Source organism: Amycolatopsis sp. NPDC043889, from assembly GCF_056435645.1.
In genome coordinates this window covers 87,747-104,643 of sequence record NZ_JBWKEC010000008.1, presented here as the reverse complement: position 1 = coordinate 104,643, position 16,897 = coordinate 87,747, and the positions used below count along the sequence as shown (strand labels likewise).

Here is a 16,897-nt window from a genome sequence, read left to right as displayed (position 1 = left end):
GCCAAGGTGACCTGGTGCGAAAGATCAAGAGATTCCTTGGTGTGGCGGCGGTACTCCTCGGGGCGACGGTGATGGGAAGCGGGGCGGCGGTGGCTGAGACGACCGAGGACTGCTCGATGCCGAAGCAACTCGCAGACCTGGTCGAAGGCGCGGTGTCGCCGTCCGCCTGCGCCTTCATCACCGAACAGACCGAATTCGGGGCGATGCGTTCGGACACCCCCGAGGCGCGGGAAGCCCGCGTTCGTTTGTACGGCACCATTTTCGCCGCCGACGGCACGCTCGCGGAATCGGGCAGCGCCGCGCCGATCCAAGGCAGGGCGAATATCGAGAACAACCTGCGCACCCTGCTCGGCGCGTTCCCGACGTTCCGGTTCACCCCGGTGAAGATCGTGGTGAACGGCGACGCCGTCTTCTACGAGGCGGCCAACGAAGCGGTGATCCACGGCCGGATGGTGCGGTACCCGGCCGTCTACCGGGTGGTGCTCGAAGACGGCGAGGTCACCCAAGGCCGTCGCTATCACGATCGGACGGAATGGTTCCGTCCGGTCGAAAACGACGGCCTTCGTGAGCTTTTCGCCGGTATCGGCGACAACTGTCCTCGACCGGGCCCGGCCTTCACCGGCCCGGGGCTGACCGCGCCGGTGACGGACCCGGTGTGCCATCTCGCCTACCTCGGCAGGCTTTCGGGCGCGATGACCGACGTCCGGCTGGCACCCGATCAGGCGGCGGCGGGTCCGCACACGAAGTTCCAGGAGTACCGCGGGACCGTGCGGGCGAAGGGGCGGACGATCGACTTCGGAATGGTCGTGGGCACCGGATCCGGTCCTCTCCGCTACTACTTCGACACGCTCCCGCTGAGCTACGACGACGCGGAAACGGCCGCTCTGTTCACCAAGCTGCTCACGGGCGCAGCACCCCCTGCTCCGTGACGACCGCGGTGACCAGCTCGAACGGCGTCACGTCGAAGGCCGGGTTGAACACCTCGGCGCCTTCGGGAGCGACCTTCGTGCCACCGAAACCCAGGACTTCGCCGGGATCGCGCTCCTCGATCACGATCCCGGCGCCGTCCGGCATCGCGTTGTCCACAGTGGACGATGGGGCGACGACCACGAACGGGACTCCGTGGTGCTTCGCCGCGATCGCCAGCCCGTAGGTGCCGATCTTGTTGGCGACGTCGCCGTTGGCGGCGATCCGGTCGGCGCCGACGAGCACGCAGTCGACCAGGCCGCGGCTCATCGCGGCGGCGGCCGCGCCGTCGGGCTGGATCCGGTACGGGACACCGGCTTCGGCCAGTTCCCACGCGGTCAGGCGGGCGCCCTGCAGCAGCGGCCTGGTTTCGTCGACCAGCACGGACTCGACCAGGCCACGTGCCTGAAGATGCCAGACGACGCCGAGCGCGCTGCCCCAGGCGACCGTGGCGAGGTGGCCGGCGTTGCAGTGGCTGAGCAGCCGCAACGGCCGCCGCCCGCAGTGTTCGAGCACCACTCCGGCCGCCAGCCGGGAGGCTTCGTGATTGATCCGCTCGTCCTCGTCGAGGATCGCCAGCGCTTCGGCGAGGACGGCTTCCGATCCGTCCGGGAGCTTCGCGAGGGCGCGGGAGACACCCCAGCTCAGGTTGACCGCCGTCGGCCGGGCCTGGGCGACGCGGTGCGCCTCGGCCTCGACGTCGCCGCCGGCGCGGGCCGCGAGCACGACACCGAGCGCCCCCGCCGCGCCGAGCGCCGGTGCCCCGCGCACCGCCAGCCGCTGGATGGCGTCGACGAGTTCGCCGACCGTGCGCAGTTCGAGCACGCGATACTCGGCGGGAAGGACGGTCTGGTCGATGATCGTGACCGCGCCACCGGTCCAGTCGATCGTTCTGCGCATGGCTCTCCCGTGAAATCCGGTTGTCCCGTCGCGACCGCCTCGGTGAGGATGCGGCTCGTGACCATTCAACGCCACCATCCGCCCGGTCTGCACCCCACGCCCACCTACCACCACGTGACCATCGTCGAAGGACGGCGGGACATCCACCTCGCCGGCCAGTGCCCGCTCGCCGATGACGGCAAGGTCGTCGAGGGCGGCGTGCTCGCCCAGGTCGACCAGGTCGTCGCGAACACCGCCGCCGCGCTCGCCTTCGCCAAGGCGACCCCGGCCGACGTGGTGCGCACGGTGATCTACGTGGTCACGCCGGACGCCGACGTGCTCTCGGCCGTGTGGGACCGGTTCGTCGAGTCGGAGATCGGGGAGGCCTTCACCACCGCGAGCACCCTGCTCGGCGTCGCGCAGCTCGGGTATCCCGGGCAGCTCGTCGAGCTCGACGTCACCGCCGCCACGGCCTGATCTCGCCGGCTTTGCGAAGTTCCGTGAAGGCCCCCTTCCTTACCCTCAGGGTAGTCAAGGAGGCCTTCACGGACCGCTGCCTTCGTCAGGTGATGATCGTGACGACAGGCTCTCCGGCCTTCGCGGCCCCGGCGAAGAAGGTCACCAGTTCGTCGTAGTACCCGCGCACGTAATCCAGCGCGTCGGGCTCGTCCCAGATCGACGGGTAGACCCCCTCGGCCTCGAGATCCGACAGCTCGACGCCTTGCGAGAGCCGATCGAACCCCGTCCGCGCCATCTCCGCCGAGATCGTCCGCACTTCCTCCGCGCTGAAATGCCGCGGCGGCCCGTCACTGTCCGCTTCCCCCAGCAAAGTCCCGCCCAGTACGAAATCGACTTCGAACCCGGCGCGCCCCGCCAGGAACCACAGCGCGTTCCACGCCTTGTCGATGTCCACCGCCCGCTCGGTTCCGGCGGCCTTTTCGGCATACGCCCAGTACCGCTCGGGCTCCTCGGTCAGTTCACGCAACTCGTCCGGCGTGACCCGCAGGTACGCCCCGCACATGCCCATCGGTCAGAGACCCGCCATCAGGTCGGTCTCGGTGATGCCCGGCCCCTGCCCGGCGCGGATGAACCACTCGACGCCGAACGCCTGCGCGAAGGTCTCGTCGGGCATCGCGAGGAAGAACGAATCCTCACTGATCTGGCTGGCGTGCGCGCGCATCGCGGCACGTTTGTACGGCAGGTACGCGGTGACGTCGACCCTCGCCGTCAGTACGGCTTCCGGCTTGCCGAACTCGGAACCGTCTTCGAAATCGGGAAGATCCTCCGCCTTCATCTGCCCGGTCCGCACCGCCTCCTCCATGCCGCGGCGCATCTCGTCACTGTTGCTGGTCGCCTCGTAGACCCGCGGCGTGCCCGCCAGCTCGGCCGCCCGCATCCCGACGCGATGCACCTGGATGTGATCCGGATGCCCGTAGCCGCCGTTGTCGTCGTAGACGGTCAGGACGTCGGCCTGCTCCTCGCGCAGGATCGCGGCCAGGCGCTGCGCGGCCTCCTCGACGTCGGCCTGCCAGAAGGTGCCGGGCACGTCGTTGCGCGGCTCGCCCATCATGCCGGAATCGGTGTACCCCAGGAACTCCACCCGCTTGGCCCCCAGGACCTCGGCGGAAGCGTGCGTCTCCTGCACGCGGCGCTGCCACAGCTCCTCTCCGTCGTCGAGGAAACCGTCCGGCACCTCGCCGACCTCCCCCCTGGTCGCGACGACGAGCACGACACGGTGACCTTCCTCGAAGGCTTTGCGCATGACGCCGCCCGCGACGATGCACTCGTCGTCGGGGTGGGCGTGAAAACTCACCAATGTGGCCATGGTGGTGAAACTACCGGGAGGCACCGACATATTCCGGAGATCGCCGGCCATCTGTGGTGCGGATCCGGCCGTCGGCGCGAGCTCACGCGGGGAAGGTCCGCCCGAGGAACTCCAGCGTCAGCGCCCAAGCCGCCGCGGCGGGCTCCGGCTGATGGAACATCGGCGCCACATGGTTGTGGAACGCGTGCCCCGCGCCCTCGTGGATGTGGATCTCCGCCCCGTCGTGGGAAGCCACCGCCTCGGCCAGCTTCCGCACCCCCTCGACGGGAATGTAGGGATCCGCGCCACCGAACTGGAACTGGATCGGGCAGGTGATCTCGTCCAGCAAGGGAAGTTGCTCCGGAACGCGCGAGCCGTAGTACGAAACCGCGACGTCCGGGTCGCCCTCGGCGGCGGCCGCGAAGGCCATCGAACCGCCGAGGCAGAAGCCGAAGACGCCCGCGCGGCCCTCGGTTTCGGGCAGCCCGCGCAGCGTCGCGAGTGTCGCGAGCACGTCACCGACGGCGCGTGCCGGGTCGAGTTGGCCGGCGACGGCCATCGAGGCCGAGACCCCGGCTTCGTCGTGCGTGGCCGACCAGCCGGGGGAGATCCGCCAGAACAGTTCGGGCACGGCGACGACATAGCCGAGGGCGGCCAGGTCGGCGGCGACCGACTTGAGGTAGTCGTCGAGACCGAAGATCTCCTGGATCAGCACCAGACCCGGGCCGGAGCCGGATTCGGGCAGCCAGAGCGGGGCGTCGAACGAGCCGTCGGCGACGGTGACCTTGGTCATCGGGTTCCTTCCAGTGCGCGCACGAGGCAGTCCGCCACCAGGGCGGCCTGTGTGCCATCGGGGTCGAGGTCGGGATCGAAGATGGTCAGCTCCAGCCCGGCGGCGCCGGGGATGGCGAGCAGGCCGCGGAGCAGTTCGACGAGGTTGTCCGGGCTGAGCCCGCCGGGATCGGGACTGTCCACAGCGGATACGAATTCCGGATCGAGCGTGTCGATGTCGATGTGGATCCAGAAACCGTCCAGCGGCGCGAAGATCTCGCGGGCGGCGGCGAGCGCGCCGCCGGTGCCGGACGCCATGATCTCCTGGCTCGTGACGACGCGAAGCCCGGCTTCCCGCGCCTCGGCGGACTCCTCCGCACGGACTCCGAGCACGAGGACGTCTTCGTCCCGGACGTAAGGACCCAGACCGTCCACATCGGCCAGTTCCGGCTGGCCACGGCCGGTGACGACGGCGAGGGCCTCACCGCCGACCGAGGCGACGTGGTCGGAATTGCCGAGATGCCGGAAGTCGTCGTGCCCGTCGAAGTAGACGATGCCGAAGCGTCCTTCGCGACGCAGAGTCAGCATGGCGGCGAGCGCGATCGAACAGTCGCCGCCGAGTACCACCGGGAAGCCGCCGTCCGCGCGGATCTTCGCCAGCCGTCCGGCGAGGGCCGCGGTGTAGGTCGCGATCCCGGCCGCGTTGCGTACGCCGCTGCCGGGCGACCAAGCGGGCAGATACCGCGGCGGGGTGACGACCCCGCCGTCCCTCGCGCCCAAACGGGTGAGCAGGCCGTGGTCACGCAGCGCGCCTGGAGCCTTGTAGCAGCCGGGGACCACACCTTCGGCGGGCGGGCGCAGTCCGAGATTGGACGGTGCGTCGAGCAGTACGAAATTCCCCATGCCCCCACCGTAGTAGTGACGCCTGGTGCGACGCCGTCCGTCCCTTTAGGTTGAAGGGGACGGACAGAGGAGGCTCAATGGCGGAGCGGACGAAATACATCCTCGACGAAGCGGACATGCCGACCAGGTGGTACAACGTCGTCCCGGATCTGCCGGAGCCGCCACCGCCGCCGTTGCATCCGGGCACCCGTGAACCGGTCGGCCCGGACGATCTCGCGCCCCTGTTCCCGCAGGCGCTCATCGCCCAGGAAGTCAGCACCGAACGATACATCGACATCCCGGAAGAGGTCCTCGACGTCTACCGGCTCTGGCGGCCGTCGCCGCTGTTCCGCGCGAGGCGGCTGGAGAAGGCGCTCGGCACTCCCGCTCGCATCTACTACAAGTACGAGGGTGTCAGCCCGGTCGGCTCGCACAAACCCAACACCGCGGTCCCGCAGGCGTTCTACAACGCGGCGGAGGGTGTCACGAGGCTGACCACGGAAACCGGCGCCGGGCAGTGGGGGAGCGCGCTCGCGTTCGCGTGCGCCACTTTCGGGCTCGAGTGTGAGGTGTGGCAAGTCCGCGCCTCGTTCGACCAGAAGCCGTATCGCAAGCTGATGATGGAGACCTTCGGCGCGACGGTGCATCCGAGCCCGTCCGAGCTGACCGAATCCGGCCGTGCGATCTTGGCCGCGGACCCGGACTCGACCGGGAGCCTCGGCATCGCGATCAGCGAGGCGGTCGAGCAGGCGGCGCGGGCGGAGAACACGCGTTACGCGCTCGGCAGCGTGCTCAACCACGTGCTGCTGCACCAGACGATCATCGGCGAAGAGGCGCTCAAGCAGTTCGAACTGGCCGGGGACACCCCGGACGTCCTCGTCGGCTGCACCGGCGGCGGATCCAACTTCGGCGGGCTCGCCTTCCCGTTCCTGCGCGAAAAACTCGCCGGGCGGATGGACCCGGTGATCCGCGCGGTCGAACCGGCCGCCTGCCCGACCCTCACCCGTGGGAAGTACGCGTACGACTTCGGGGACACCGCCGGGTTGACGCCGTTGCTGAAGATGCACACGCTCGGTCACGACTTCATCCCCGACCCGATCCACGCCGGCGGCCTGCGCTACCACGGGATGTCGCCGCTGATCTCGCATATCTACGAACTCGGGCTGATCGACGCGGTCGCCATCGGGCAGGAGGACTGCTTCGCGGCAGGCGTGCGGTTCGCCCGCGCGGAGGGCATCATCCCCGCGCCCGAGCCGACTCACGCGCTCGCCGCGTGCATCCAGGAAGCGTTGCGGTGCAAGGAAACCGGGGATGAGAAGGTGATTCTTACCGCGCTGTGCGGGCACGCGCACCTCGACCTCCCGGCGTACGGCGCGTACCTGGCGGGCGACATCTCCGACCACGCGCTGTCCGACGAGGTCCTCGAGAAGTCCCTCGCCGGCCTCCCTTAGTCCTCACGCGGATGTCATGAAAGGGTCGTTCCTGACGTTTTTCGTCCTGAACGACCCTTTCCTGACACTCGAAAGTGAGTCAGCCGGTCACCTCGTGGCCCGACGTGAGCCGACCGTGTCCTGATTGTCCACAAGAGACACTATTCCACGCTGGAATGCCCGGTTCATGTATATGTGTACCTTTCGTGACTGAGGTCGTGAGTGATGAAGAGCGTCGGAACCCAATGCCACGGAGCTTAAGTTGATCTTGGATGGAGCCGACTGCGCCTCTCAGTGTCCACCAAGGACATTTTCGCTGACTCAATGTCTGATTGATGCCCGGATGGTCGAGTTCACGAGGGGGTCGTGAGTGGCGTTTCGGGTGAGAACCCGAAACGCCACTCACGACCAACCCGACCCACGACCAGGGCCTTCACTCACCTGTCAACCTCGCCCAAGATCAACTTAAGCTACGTGACCTTGCGTTGGAACCCTCTTTATCACTCACGACAGTGAAGAAACCGCGAACTGCCCAAGTGGAGCACTGTCATCTCAGGTGTGTCCCCTGTGGACAGTCGAGCAGGCGTGTCAGGTCTCTTTAGGCATTCAGAGGACGAAACGCGTGGGGGAGGGTCAGCCGGTCACCTGGTAGCCCGACGTCCGGTTCCGCCCGGTGTTCTTCGCCTCATAGAGTGCCCGGTCCGCGACGGCGAGCACCGCGTCGAGGTCGGTCACGCCCGGCCGGTCGGCGAGGCCGATCGACACGGTGACGTGCTCGGGCAGGTCACCGGCACGCGAAGCCACGCTCGACCGGATCCGTTCCGCGATCGCGTGGGCGTGGACGGCGGGGGTGCCGGGCAGCAGGACGACGAACTCCTCACCGCCGAACCGCCCGACCAGATCCGTGCCGCGCACCTCGGTGCGCAGCGTTTCCGCGATCGCCGCCAGATACCGGTCGCCGACCAGATGCCCGTGCCGGTCGTTGATCAGTTTGAACCGGTCGACGTCGACCATCAGCAGGCTGGTGTGCCGCCCCGCGCGCCGCGCGCGGTCGAGTTCGTCGGCCGCCGCTTCGCGCCACGCCTTGGCGTTGAGCAGTCCGGTCTTGGCGTCGCTGCGCGCCTGCCGTTTCAGTTGCCGCAGCAGGACGCCGCGGTGCAGCACCAGCGTGATCCCGACGACCAGCAGCAGCATCACCGGCCAGTCCCGCAAAGCCCACGCGACGATGACGCCGAGCGCGATCGTCGCCGCTTCGAGCGCGTATTCGAACGGCTTCGCCAGCGCGTCGCGCAGCCGCTCGTGCGGTGTGCCGTAGTGCACCGCGATGGTCATGAGCACGGTGTTGACCAGCAGGAAGACCCCGCCCGCCGTGACGATCGACCCGAATGCGGAGATGTCGCGGGGGAGCATGTCGAACGGGGCCGCGTACCGGGAGAGGAAGGCGGCGGCCGCGAACCCCGAGAGCACGGTCGCCGAGGTGGAGAACATCCGCCGGAACAACGGGTTCGGCTGCCCGCGGAACCAGCGGTAGAAGAACGACACGGCGATGACCAGCGCGGCGAGCGCCGGGTGCACCAGCAGCACGGCCGCGAACGTCCACACGCTGTCGAGCGAGATGTGCGGCGTTCCCGCGAACCGTTCCCGCACCCGCTCGACCGGACGCGACAACTCCGTGTACGCCACGGCACTGACGATCAGGATCGCGAAGGGGAGTGCGTCGCCCCGAGTGAACGGGATCCAGAGAAAAGACCAGGCGGATCCGGCGATCGCCGCGACGTCCACCAGGAGGACGAAGCCGATCAAGCCGCGGTTGGGTAGCCGCCACAGCGCCCAATTCGTTAGCGCCACGGAGACGAACGTAATCGGTTGGATACTAGGTGTCACTACGCTGTATGGGTAGGCGGGGGGTGCACCACGCGTGACCGGATCGGGGAAGTGGAGGGGGTGAGCTCCATGCGCGGGCAGAACTGGTGAATACCCCGTTCCGGTCAAAGGGGGTGAAGCGGGGCCACGTGGCGCCAAGCCCGGGTGGCCGGAACAGCCACTACGAGACCGGCGAGTGCGATGACCGAGACCGTCGTCGCGGGTGAACCGAGCACGCCGACGAGCAGGCCGCCGGCGATCAGCCCGATTCCCTGCACGGCGATGAGTCCCGACCCGGCGAGGCCGAACGCCTGGCCTCGTTCGGTGTCGGGGACCAGCCGCATGAACGTGGTGCTCGCGGTGACCTGGTAGGCCGCGCACATCCCGGACAGCATGAGCAGTCCGGCGGCGTAGGGGAGCGAGGGCCGGAACCAGAACGCCGCGAGCGGCACGATCGCGCCGAGCGCCAGCCCGCCGACCATGCGCAACCGGACTTCGGGCCGCACCAGACGGCCCAAGGCGAACACCCCGAGCACGATCCCCGCGGGATGCGCCGCGAGCAGCAGTCCCGCCGTCGCCGCGCCGCCGCCGATCTCCGCGGCGTAGGGCACGGCGAGCCCTTCCGGCACGATCACGAACCCTGCCAGCCACGCCAGCCCGACCAGCGCGCGCAGCCGTCGATCGTGCCAGATCGTCCTGGCACCGGCCGAAAGCCGCCGCAGGGTCGACGTCGCCGGTCCGCTCGCTCCCGAAGCCGCCCGGGCGCGGACGCCCAGCCGCAGGACGATCGCCGAGACACCGAACGTCACCGCGTCCAGTGCCAGCCCGCGGCCCGGCCCGATCGCGGCGATCACCGCGCCGCCCAAGGCGAATCCGGCGAGCTGGCCGACCTGGTTGGTGATCTTCATGAGGGACTGGCCGAGGACGTAGGAATCCCCGCTGAGCACCGACGGCAGGACCGCGGCCTGCGCGGCGGTGAACGGCGCGTTGGCCAGTTGCACCACCACGAGCACGGCGGCGAGCACGGGCAACGGGATGCCGGGGACGGCGAGCACCGCGACCAGGAGCGCGCGGACGACGTCGGAGCAGACCATCACCGCGCGGCGCGGGAACCGGTCGGCCAGACCGCCGAGCAGCGGCCCGCCGATCAGATCGGGCAGATAGGTGAGCGCGTAGGTCAGCGCGGGCCAGGTCGCCGAACCGGTTCGCTCGAACACCAGCACCGACAGGGCGACCCTGGCCACCTGGTCACCGAGGATCGACTGGAGTTCCGCGAACCAGATCGCCCGCAGTTCGCCGACCGCGAGGATCTGCCGGAAGGTCGCCTTGGACTCCACGAGGTGACCACCCCCGCCAGGTCGGGTGAGTCACCGAGCGTACCGCTCCGGACGCGGGTGGTGAACCGCCGCTAGGGACCGCTATTCCGTGCCGCAGGTGATCTTCGGCTGCGGGTTGTAGTGCACGTTCCTGGTGTGACGACGGATCTCGCGGCCGGTCGCGGCGTCCTTGATGACCCGGGTGTCCGACGTGGTGAAGCCGGGCGCGCCGTTGCTGGGCTTGCAGTTCTCGGCGGGGCCGGGCTTCGTCGGCGGCTCGGACGAGTTGGTGCGGCCGCCGGGGATCGACTCGACGGTGTACTTCTTGGTGCCCCACAGCCGGATCGTGATGTCCGACGGCGTCCAGATGGTCTGGATCGCGACACCGGTGTCCGTGTCGTTGGTGAACTTCAGGTCGATCACGCTGCCGCCGTTGTGGTTCTGGAACACGGTCGCCTCGCGCGCGGCGGGGTAACGGCTGATGTAGTAGCTGTGTTCCTTGTGCTCGGTGTCCTTCATACCGGCGAAGTACGAGGCGTTGTACAGCGTCGTCGCGAACTGCGAGATCCCGCCGCCGACCTCGCGGCCGGGCGCGCCGTCCTTGATGACACCGGCCTCGACGTAACCCTGTGCCGCGCCGCGCGGCCCGGTGAACCCGTTGAGGCTGAACGTCTCTCCCGGCTTCACGATGGCGCCGTTGACCTTCTGCGCCACGACCCGGATGTTCGTCCCCGAGTCCGGCGCGAACCCGCCGGTCTTGAACTCGCTGACGACCTCCTTGATGCCGAGCTGGTTCGCCTGCTCGGTGGTCACCTTGGCCGGGGTCTTCTTGTAGGTCACGGGCAGCTCGCGGGGAGCGGCGCGCTTGAGCACGTCGAGCACCGGCTTGAGGCTCGGCTCCCAGTCGACGACGTTGGCGTCCTCGGAGGGCTGCACGGTCGGCTTGCCGCCTTCGAAGACGATCTGCGCGTCCTTGCCCTCCTTCTCGGTGGACTTCAGCTGCGGGCCCGCGGCCTCGATGATCTTGTTGTTGTCCACCTTCGGGTTCAGCACGCCGCCGTCGACGGGCTCGAAGGTCAGCGCGGCCGCGATCTGCTCGGGTTTGACGATCGCGTCCTTGCCCTCGCCCTTGACGACCATCGGCGACGCCACGGCGGGCTTCGCGATCTGCTCGAGAGCGGCGTGGACGGCCTCCGGTGAGACCTTGACCGGGGTCTGGGTGACGGCGAGCGTGAGCGGCTCGCCGCCGGCCCAACGCTCCAGGATGGTCTTCTTGGCGGCTTCGACGTCGAGCTTCTGCCCGGTCTTCGGCTCGACGGCGACCGGTTCGGCCTCCTCGAAGCGCACGGTGCCCTCGACCGGGTCGCGATCGACCTTGTCGCGCAGGTTCTCCAGCGCGGAGGTGAGCTTGGCGTCGTCGGTCTGCGTGACGACACCGACCTCGGTGGTCGAGAAGAACGACGCGATCCGGGTGAACGGGTTCAGCGGCTGGTCACCGGCCTGGTCGAGGGTGGCGGGCCAGTCGAGGCGCAGCCCCGCGTTGTTCGGCGCCAGCGACTCCTCGGCGTCGCCCGCGACGACCTTCACCGGCCTGGTCAGCCGCGGCTCGATGCCGCCGCGGAGCTCCGTCTCGGCCGCCGCGCGGTCCATCCCGCCGACGTCGACCCCGGCGACGGTGACGCCGCGGGGGACGCTGCCCTGGGAGACCAGCACGTCGAGGGCGTACGCGACGACCAGCAGGCCGAACACGCCGCCGCCGATGAAGGCGGCCTTGCGGTAGCTGCGACGGCGCTTCGGTGGCGCGGGCTCCTCCGGCGTGGCAGACTCCGCGAACCCGGGCGTGACGACCGGGAGAATGTCCGTCTGCTCAGCGTGGGACTCGGGCCAGCGCGGTTCCTGCGGCAACTCTCCACCCTCCACGGTCCGGCGTAGCCGGGCGTCGTGATCCAACGTCCGGGCCTTCCACACGTTCCGGACGTAGGTTCAAGATACGGGGCGCGTTTTGTGGTCGTGCAACTCGCCCGGTTGGGTGAGCGGGCCACTCCGTCGGGTGGTCACTGGGCGTCAGGTTCGGGATTTTCACCCACTCTGGCGAGAAAGTCGAAGTCACAGCCCTCGTCGGCCTGCGTGATGTGTTCGGCGTACAACGCGCCGTAACCCCGTTCGTACCGCGGGGCGGGTGTGGTCCACTCCGCCCGGCGACGTTGCAATTCCGCATCATCGACGTCGAGGCTCAGCCGTCGCGAAGGGACGTCCAAAGTGATCCGATCACCGTCGCGGACCAGCGCGAGCGGCCCGCCGACGTGGGATTCCGGCGCGACGTGGAGCACGCACGCGCCGTAACCGGTGCCGCTCATCCTGGCGTCGGAAACGCGGACCATGTCCCGGACGCCCTTGGCCAGCAGGTGATCCGGCAGCGGCAGCATCCCGTATTCGGGCATCCCCGGGCCGCCGAGCGGGCCGGATCCGCGCAGGACGAGGACCGAATCCTCGGTGATGCCGAGCGAGGGGTCGTTGACGCGGTTCTTCAAGTCCTCGTAGTCGTCGAAGACCACCGCGGGTCCGGTGTGGACGAGCAGCCGGGGATCGGCGGCGATGTGCTTGATCACCGCGCCCGACGGCGCCAGATTGCCGCGAAGCACCGCGACCCCTCCCTCGGCGGCGACCGGGTTGTCACGCGTACGGATGACGTCGTCGTCGTGCACCCGCGCCGAAGCCAGGTTTTCGCCGAGAGTCCGGCCTGTGACGGTGACCCGATCGGTGTGCAGCAGGTCGGTCAGCCGGGAGAGCAGGCCGGGAAGCCCGCCGGCGTAGTAGAAGTCCTCCATCAGCCAGTCACCGCCGGGGCGGATGTTCGCCAGCACGGGGACCCGGCGCGCGATCGCGTCGAAATCGTCGACGGACAAGGGGATCCGCGCGCGCCCGGCCATCGCGATCAGATGGATGACGGCGTTGGTCGAGCCGCCGAGCGCCAGCACGGTGGTGATCGCGTCGGCGTACGCGCGCTCGTCGAGGATCTTCGTGACGGTGAGGTCCTCCCACACCATTTCGACGACGCGCGCGCCGCTCGCCGCGGCCATGCGGTGGTGCGCCGAGTCGACGGCGGGGATCGACGTGGCGCCGGGCAAGGTCAGGCCGAGCACCTCCGCGACCGACATCATGGTGGACGCGGTTCCCATCGTCATACAGGTTCCGGGAGAACGGGCCAGCCCACGCTCCAATTCGGACAGTTCCTCGTCGCCGATCAGCCCGGCCCGCTTGTCGTCCCAGTACTTCCACATGTCGGTGCCGCTGCCGAGCACTTCGTTCCGCCAATGCCCGCGCAACATCGGGCCGGCGGGGACGAAGATCGCGGGCAGTCCCGCGCTCGTCGCGCCCATCAGCAACGCCGGTGTCGTCTTGTCGCAGCCGCCCATGAGGACCGCTCCGTCGACGGGGTAGGACCGCAGGATCTCTTCGGTCTCCAGCGAAAGCAGGTTCCGGTAGAGCATGGGTGTCGGCTTCTGGAAGGTCTCCGACAGGGTCGCGACCGGGAACTCCAGCGGGAAGCCGCCCGCCTGCCACACCCCGCGTTTGACCTGTTCCGCCCGCTCTCGCAGATGCATGTGGCAGGGGTTGATGTCGCTCCAGGAGTTGAGGATCGCGATGACGGGTTTCCCGAGGTGCTCCTCCGGGTTGTAGCCGAGTTGCCTGCTCCGGGCCCGGTGGCTGAAACCGCGCAGTTCGTCGCCGCCGAACCAGCGGTGGCTTCGGAGTTCCTCAGGGTTCCTCATGACCGTGAGTATGGCATCTCATATATGATCGCCCCATGCCTTCGACCTTCAGCCTGCCCGCTTCACGGACCGAAGTGGTGCTCGAAGAGATCCGCCGCGGCATCCTCACCAGGGAGCTGAAGCCCGGCCAGCCACTGGTCGAAGCCGAACTCGCGGCCCGGCTCGGGGTGTCGAAGACGCCGGTCCGTGAGGCGCTCAAGGTGCTGTCGAACACGGGACTGGTGACCTTCAGCCCGTACAAGGGCGCTTCGGTGTGCGTGGTCGACGCGGAGCTGGCGAAGTCCGTCTACGACGTTCGCATGGTGCTGGAGCCCGAGGCCGTGCGCCGGTCGGTCGAACGCCGCTCGCCGGACCTGTTCGAAGACGCCGCGGAGGCGTTGAAGGAAGCGTCGGCGGCGATCTCGGCCAAGGATCAGGCGGCGCTCAGCCTGCTCAACCGCCGGTTCCATCGCGCGCTCTACAGCGGCTGCGGCAATCCGCTGATGGTCTCGATGCTGGACGACCTCAAGGACCGCGCGGCGCTGATCAGCGTGGTCGGCTGGGCGGCGAATCCCAGCTGGCGCAGGGAATGGGCCGAGCACAAGGCGGTGCTGGCGGCGGCGAAGAAAGGTGACGCCGACGGCGCGGCGGGGCTGCTGCGCGCCCACATCGGCGACTTCCTGGACCGGATCCTCGAGACCATCGGCGACGAATGATGCGCTTGTTGCTCATCGCCGACACGCATCTGCCTCAGCGCGCGAAGGTGCTGCCGGCCCAAGTCTGGCGCGAGGTCGAGGCGGCGGACGTCGTCATCCACGCCGGTGACTGGGTCGAGGTCGCCCTGCTCGACGAACTCGAGGCCCGGAGCGAGCGGCTCATCGGGGTCTACGGCAACAACGACGGCGAGGACCTGCGGGTGCGGCTCCCCGAGATCGCACGGGCGGACCTCGACGGCGTCCGCCTGGCGGTCATCCACGAAACCGGCGGTAAGCAGGGGCGTGAGCGCCGCTGTGACGAACAGTTCCCGGACACCGACGTCCTCGTGTTCGGGCACAGCCACATCCCCTGGGACACGGTCACACCGAAGGGGTTGCGCCTGCTGAACCCCGGCTCGCCGACCGACCGGCGGCGTCAGCCGTTCTGCACCTATCAGACCGCCGAGATCCGCGACGGCGAGCTGCACGACGTAGCTCTTCATGAGCTGCCGCCTCGCCGCTGACCGGGTAGACAGGTAGCCATGGAACCGGCGCAGGCGTTGAGGGAGATCGCGTTCCGGCTGGAGCGCGCGGGCGAGCCGACCTACCGGGTTCGGGCGTTCCGGCAGGCGGCTTCGGTGATCGCCAAGGTCAAGCCCGACGACCTGCGCAAACGCGCCGAGGCGGGCACGCTGACCGCGTTGCCGAATATCGGCAAGGCGACCGCGGCCGTCGTCGAAGACGTCCTCGCCGGACGCCGTCCCGCGTACTTCGAGAAGCTCGGCGAGCCGAAGCTGCCCGACGGCGGCCCGATGCGGGCGGCGTTGCGCGGCGACTGCCACACCCATTCGGACTGGTCCGACGGCGGAAGCCCGATCGAGGAGATGGCGGAGGCCGCCCGCGCGCTCGGCCACGAATGGATGGTGCTGACGGATCACTCACCGCGGCTGACCGTCGCCAACGGCCTTTCGCCGGAACGGCTGCGGCGGCAGATGGACGTCGTCGCGGAACTGAACGAGACGATGGCGCCGTTCCGGATCCTGCACGGTATCGAGGTCGACATCCTCCTCGACGGCACGCTGGACCAGGAGGAAGAACTGCTGGAACAGCTGGACTTCGTCGTCGCGAGCGTGCACTCGAAACTGCGGATGCCCGCGAAGGAGATGACGCCGAGGATGATCGCCGCGGTGCGGCATCCGCGGGTTCGCGTGCTCGGTCACTGCACTGGGCGGTTGGTGATGGGAGGCCGTGGAAAGCGGCCTGAGTCGGAGTTCGACGCGGAGGCGGTGTTCACCGCGTGCCGGGACAACGGGGTCGCCGTCGAGATCAACTCGCGTCCCGAGCGCCGTGACCCGCCGACCCGCTTGCTGAACCTGGCCGTGGACCTGGGTTGCGACTTCGCGATCGACAGCGACGCGCACGCGCCGGGGCAGCTGGACTGGCTGGTCTACGGTTGCGCGCGGGCCACCGAGCTGGGGATCGAGCCGGACCGGGTGATCAACACGCGGACCGCGGAGGACCTGCTGGCCTCGTGAGTCGGGCCGGTCCGTGAAGGCCTCCTTGCCTACCTTGAGGGTAGGGAAGGAGGCCTTCACTACCTCTGGGACCGCCACGCTCGCTTAGTAGGTTCTGCCGGTGCGCGGGTGGCGGTTTCGCGTGTTCGGGCGGACGACTCGTGGCGGAACCCGGCCGCGGTCGTGTCGTCCCTCCAGTCACGAGGGGTCATCGCCTGTCGCCGGTGTAGACGACGGCGGCGCTCACCGCGTCCACCCCCGAGATCAGTTCGGCGAGCGCCTTCGGGAGTTCCCGGTGCGTGGACCCGGCCCAGGCCCGCAGGCCGGCGCGGTCGAGTTCCGGTTCGCAGAAATCGTCGAGACCGATGGTCCAGGCCAGCAGGGCCAGGCAGACCGAATGCGGATCCGGCTGGTCGGTGCCGAGGACGGCCGCCCGCACCTTGCTGCGCGCGGCCGTCGACATCAGCAGATCCCGTGGCGGATACCGGTGATTCTTCCGCAGGAGCATCCGGTCGGTTTCGCGGTCGATCACTCCCGCGGCGAGCAGGTTCACCGCGACCGTTCCCCCGAGATCGTGGCGGAGATGGCCGACCCATTCCCGGACGGTGTGCCGCTCGGGTTCGCGGAGGATTTCCGAGAACACCCGATCCAGCGGTGGATGGGCGAGGCCGCGGCGCGAAAGCGGCCGGATTCGTTTGCGTTCCACGGTGATCCGCTCGGCGAGGAGGAGATCACAGAGCGCGGAACCGGCAATTCCGATGCCGAGTCCCGTGCCGCGCAGCGCGGGTTTTCCGGTGAACTCGTCGTGGGCGAGAAAGAACAGGGAATCGACCAAGGTCAGCCGACGCATGAATGGCACGCCCTCCGGCGTTGTAGTGCGGGACGGCCAAAGTAGCGGTAGCGCGCGGACCACTGCGACCCGAGGCCCGTTTTTAGCCTGAACGGACGTACCTCGCCGAAGTGGCCGGCCCTAGGGTGGGATGGCTCTCGCAAGATCAAGAATCTTCAGCGCCAAACCGACGTCC

General features: G+C 68.8%; 16 protein-coding genes. 6 read left to right on the top strand and 10 right to left on the bottom strand.

Features of this window, described 5'->3' with window-relative positions; all coding sequences use genetic code 11:
• Nucleotides 1-14: 14 nt before the first annotated feature.
• Nucleotides 15-929 (top strand): nuclear transport factor 2 family protein, encoded by a 915-nt coding sequence (locus tag AC0685_RS17755; protein WP_478226503.1) that lies wholly within the window; start codon nucleotides 15-17, stop codon nucleotides 927-929.
• Here AC0685_RS17755 and mtnA read toward each other — a convergent pair.
• A complete protein-coding gene (mtnA, locus tag AC0685_RS17750) occupies nucleotides 901-1,866 on the bottom strand; it encodes an S-methyl-5-thioribose-1-phosphate isomerase (protein ID WP_478226502.1) in 966 nt (321 codons plus the stop codon). The genes AC0685_RS17755 and mtnA overlap by 29 nt on opposite strands.
• A 57-nt stretch (nucleotides 1,867-1,923) precedes the next feature.
• On the opposite strand from mtnA, the gene AC0685_RS17745 reads away from it, so the two are divergent.
• Nucleotides 1,924-2,322, top strand: a complete 399-nt coding sequence (locus AC0685_RS17745; protein WP_478226501.1) for a RidA family protein — start codon at nucleotides 1,924-1,926, stop codon at nucleotides 2,320-2,322.
• A gap of 85 nt (nucleotides 2,323-2,407) precedes the next feature.
• Here the strand turns inward: AC0685_RS17745 and AC0685_RS17740 are convergent, their stop codons facing one another.
• From AC0685_RS17740 to AC0685_RS17725, 4 genes are all read right to left on the bottom strand, one after another.
• Nucleotides 2,408-2,872 carry a YfbM family protein gene (locus AC0685_RS17740; protein ID WP_478226500.1) on the bottom strand — a complete coding sequence of 155 codons (465 nt, stop codon included), beginning with the start codon at nucleotides 2,870-2,872 and terminating at the stop codon, nucleotides 2,408-2,410.
• Nucleotides 2,873-2,875: 3 nt separating this feature from the next.
• Nucleotides 2,876-3,670: a PIG-L family deacetylase gene (locus AC0685_RS17735; RefSeq protein WP_478226499.1), complete on the bottom strand. Its 795-nt coding sequence runs from the start codon at nucleotides 3,668-3,670 to the stop codon at nucleotides 2,876-2,878.
• A gap of 82 nt (nucleotides 3,671-3,752) precedes the next feature.
• Complete coding sequence (locus AC0685_RS17730) at nucleotides 3,753-4,442, bottom strand: dienelactone hydrolase family protein (RefSeq protein ID WP_478226498.1); 690 nt, start codon at nucleotides 4,440-4,442, stop codon at nucleotides 3,753-3,755.
• Nucleotides 4,439-5,323, bottom strand: a complete 885-nt coding sequence (locus tag AC0685_RS17725; protein WP_478226497.1) for an arginase family protein — start codon at nucleotides 5,321-5,323, stop codon at nucleotides 4,439-4,441. Before AC0685_RS17725 ends, AC0685_RS17730 begins: the two co-directional genes overlap by 4 nt.
• Before the next feature lie 77 nt (nucleotides 5,324-5,400).
• On the opposite strand from AC0685_RS17725, the gene AC0685_RS17720 reads away from it, so the two are divergent.
• Nucleotides 5,401-6,753, top strand: coding sequence for a TrpB-like pyridoxal phosphate-dependent enzyme (locus tag AC0685_RS17720; protein WP_478226496.1), 1,353 nt, complete (start codon nucleotides 5,401-5,403; stop codon nucleotides 6,751-6,753).
• Between the two features lie 612 nt (nucleotides 6,754-7,365).
• On the opposite strand, the gene AC0685_RS17715 is transcribed toward AC0685_RS17720, so the two are convergent.
• From AC0685_RS17715 to araD, 4 genes are all read right to left on the bottom strand, one after another.
• Nucleotides 7,366-8,580 (bottom strand): GGDEF domain-containing protein, encoded by a 1,215-nt coding sequence (locus AC0685_RS17715; protein WP_478226495.1) that lies wholly within the window; start codon nucleotides 8,578-8,580, stop codon nucleotides 7,366-7,368.
• 140 nt (nucleotides 8,581-8,720) lie between these two features.
• Nucleotides 8,721-9,932, bottom strand: coding sequence for an MFS transporter (locus tag AC0685_RS17710; RefSeq protein ID WP_478226494.1), 1,212 nt, complete (start codon nucleotides 9,930-9,932; stop codon nucleotides 8,721-8,723).
• Nucleotides 9,933-10,013: 81 nt separating this feature from the next.
• Nucleotides 10,014-11,816: a VanW family protein gene (locus tag AC0685_RS17705; RefSeq protein WP_478226493.1), complete on the bottom strand. Its 1,803-nt coding sequence runs from the start codon at nucleotides 11,814-11,816 to the stop codon at nucleotides 10,014-10,016.
• A 149-nt stretch (nucleotides 11,817-11,965) separates the two neighbouring features.
• Nucleotides 11,966-13,684, bottom strand: coding sequence for an L-arabinonate dehydratase (gene araD / locus AC0685_RS17700; protein WP_478226492.1), 1,719 nt, complete (start codon nucleotides 13,682-13,684; stop codon nucleotides 11,966-11,968).
• Nucleotides 13,685-13,719: 35 nt separating this feature from the next.
• Here araD and AC0685_RS17695 point away from each other — a divergent pair, with 35 nt between their 5' ends.
• From AC0685_RS17695 to AC0685_RS17685, 3 genes are read left to right on the top strand one after another with little or no spacing between them, the layout of a single operon-like run.
• Nucleotides 13,720-14,379 (top strand): GntR family transcriptional regulator, encoded by a 660-nt coding sequence (locus AC0685_RS17695; protein ID WP_478226491.1) that lies wholly within the window; start codon nucleotides 13,720-13,722, stop codon nucleotides 14,377-14,379.
• Nucleotides 14,379-14,882, top strand: coding sequence for a metallophosphoesterase family protein (locus tag AC0685_RS17690; protein ID WP_478226669.1), 504 nt, complete (start codon nucleotides 14,379-14,381; stop codon nucleotides 14,880-14,882). Before AC0685_RS17695 ends, AC0685_RS17690 begins: the two co-directional genes overlap by 1 nt.
• Before the next feature lie 18 nt (nucleotides 14,883-14,900).
• Nucleotides 14,901-15,893, top strand: coding sequence for a PHP domain-containing protein (locus tag AC0685_RS17685; RefSeq protein WP_478226490.1), 993 nt, complete (start codon nucleotides 14,901-14,903; stop codon nucleotides 15,891-15,893).
• 187 nt (nucleotides 15,894-16,080) lie between these two features.
• On the opposite strand, the gene AC0685_RS17680 is transcribed toward AC0685_RS17685, so the two are convergent.
• Nucleotides 16,081-16,722: a GOLPH3/VPS74 family protein gene (locus tag AC0685_RS17680; protein WP_478226489.1), complete on the bottom strand. Its 642-nt coding sequence runs from the start codon at nucleotides 16,720-16,722 to the stop codon at nucleotides 16,081-16,083.
• Between the last annotated feature and the right edge of the window lie 175 nt (nucleotides 16,723-16,897).

What these genes read in the sequence shown, in the direction of transcription:
- AC0685_RS17735 (WP_478226499.1), bottom strand. Translation starts at nt 3,670, where the DNA reads ATGGCCACATTGGTGAGTTTTCACGCCCACCCCGACGACGAGTGCATC.
- AC0685_RS17695 (WP_478226491.1), top strand. Translation starts at nt 13,720, where the DNA reads ATGCCTTCGACCTTCAGCCTGCCCGCTTCACGGACCGAAGTGGTGCTC.
- AC0685_RS17680 (WP_478226489.1), bottom strand. Translation starts at nt 16,722, where the DNA reads ATGCGTCGGCTGACCTTGGTCGATTCCCTGTTCTTTCTCGCCCACGAC.
- AC0685_RS17740 (WP_478226500.1), bottom strand. Translation starts at nt 2,872, where the DNA reads ATGGGCATGTGCGGGGCGTACCTGCGGGTCACGCCGGACGAGTTGCGT.
- AC0685_RS17690 (WP_478226669.1), top strand. Translation starts at nt 14,379, where the DNA reads ATGCGCTTGTTGCTCATCGCCGACACGCATCTGCCTCAGCGCGCGAAG.
- AC0685_RS17685 (WP_478226490.1), top strand. Translation starts at nt 14,901, where the DNA reads ATGGAACCGGCGCAGGCGTTGAGGGAGATCGCGTTCCGGCTGGAGCGC.
- AC0685_RS17730 (WP_478226498.1), bottom strand. Translation starts at nt 4,442, where the DNA reads ATGACCAAGGTCACCGTCGCCGACGGCTCGTTCGACGCCCCGCTCTGG.
- AC0685_RS17725 (WP_478226497.1), bottom strand. Translation starts at nt 5,323, where the DNA reads ATGGGGAATTTCGTACTGCTCGACGCACCGTCCAATCTCGGACTGCGC.
- mtnA (WP_478226502.1), bottom strand. Translation starts at nt 1,866, where the DNA reads ATGCGCAGAACGATCGACTGGACCGGTGGCGCGGTCACGATCATCGAC.
- AC0685_RS17720 (WP_478226496.1), top strand. Translation starts at nt 5,401, where the DNA reads ATGGCGGAGCGGACGAAATACATCCTCGACGAAGCGGACATGCCGACC.
- araD (WP_478226492.1), bottom strand. Translation starts at nt 13,684, where the DNA reads ATGAGGAACCCTGAGGAACTCCGAAGCCACCGCTGGTTCGGCGGCGAC.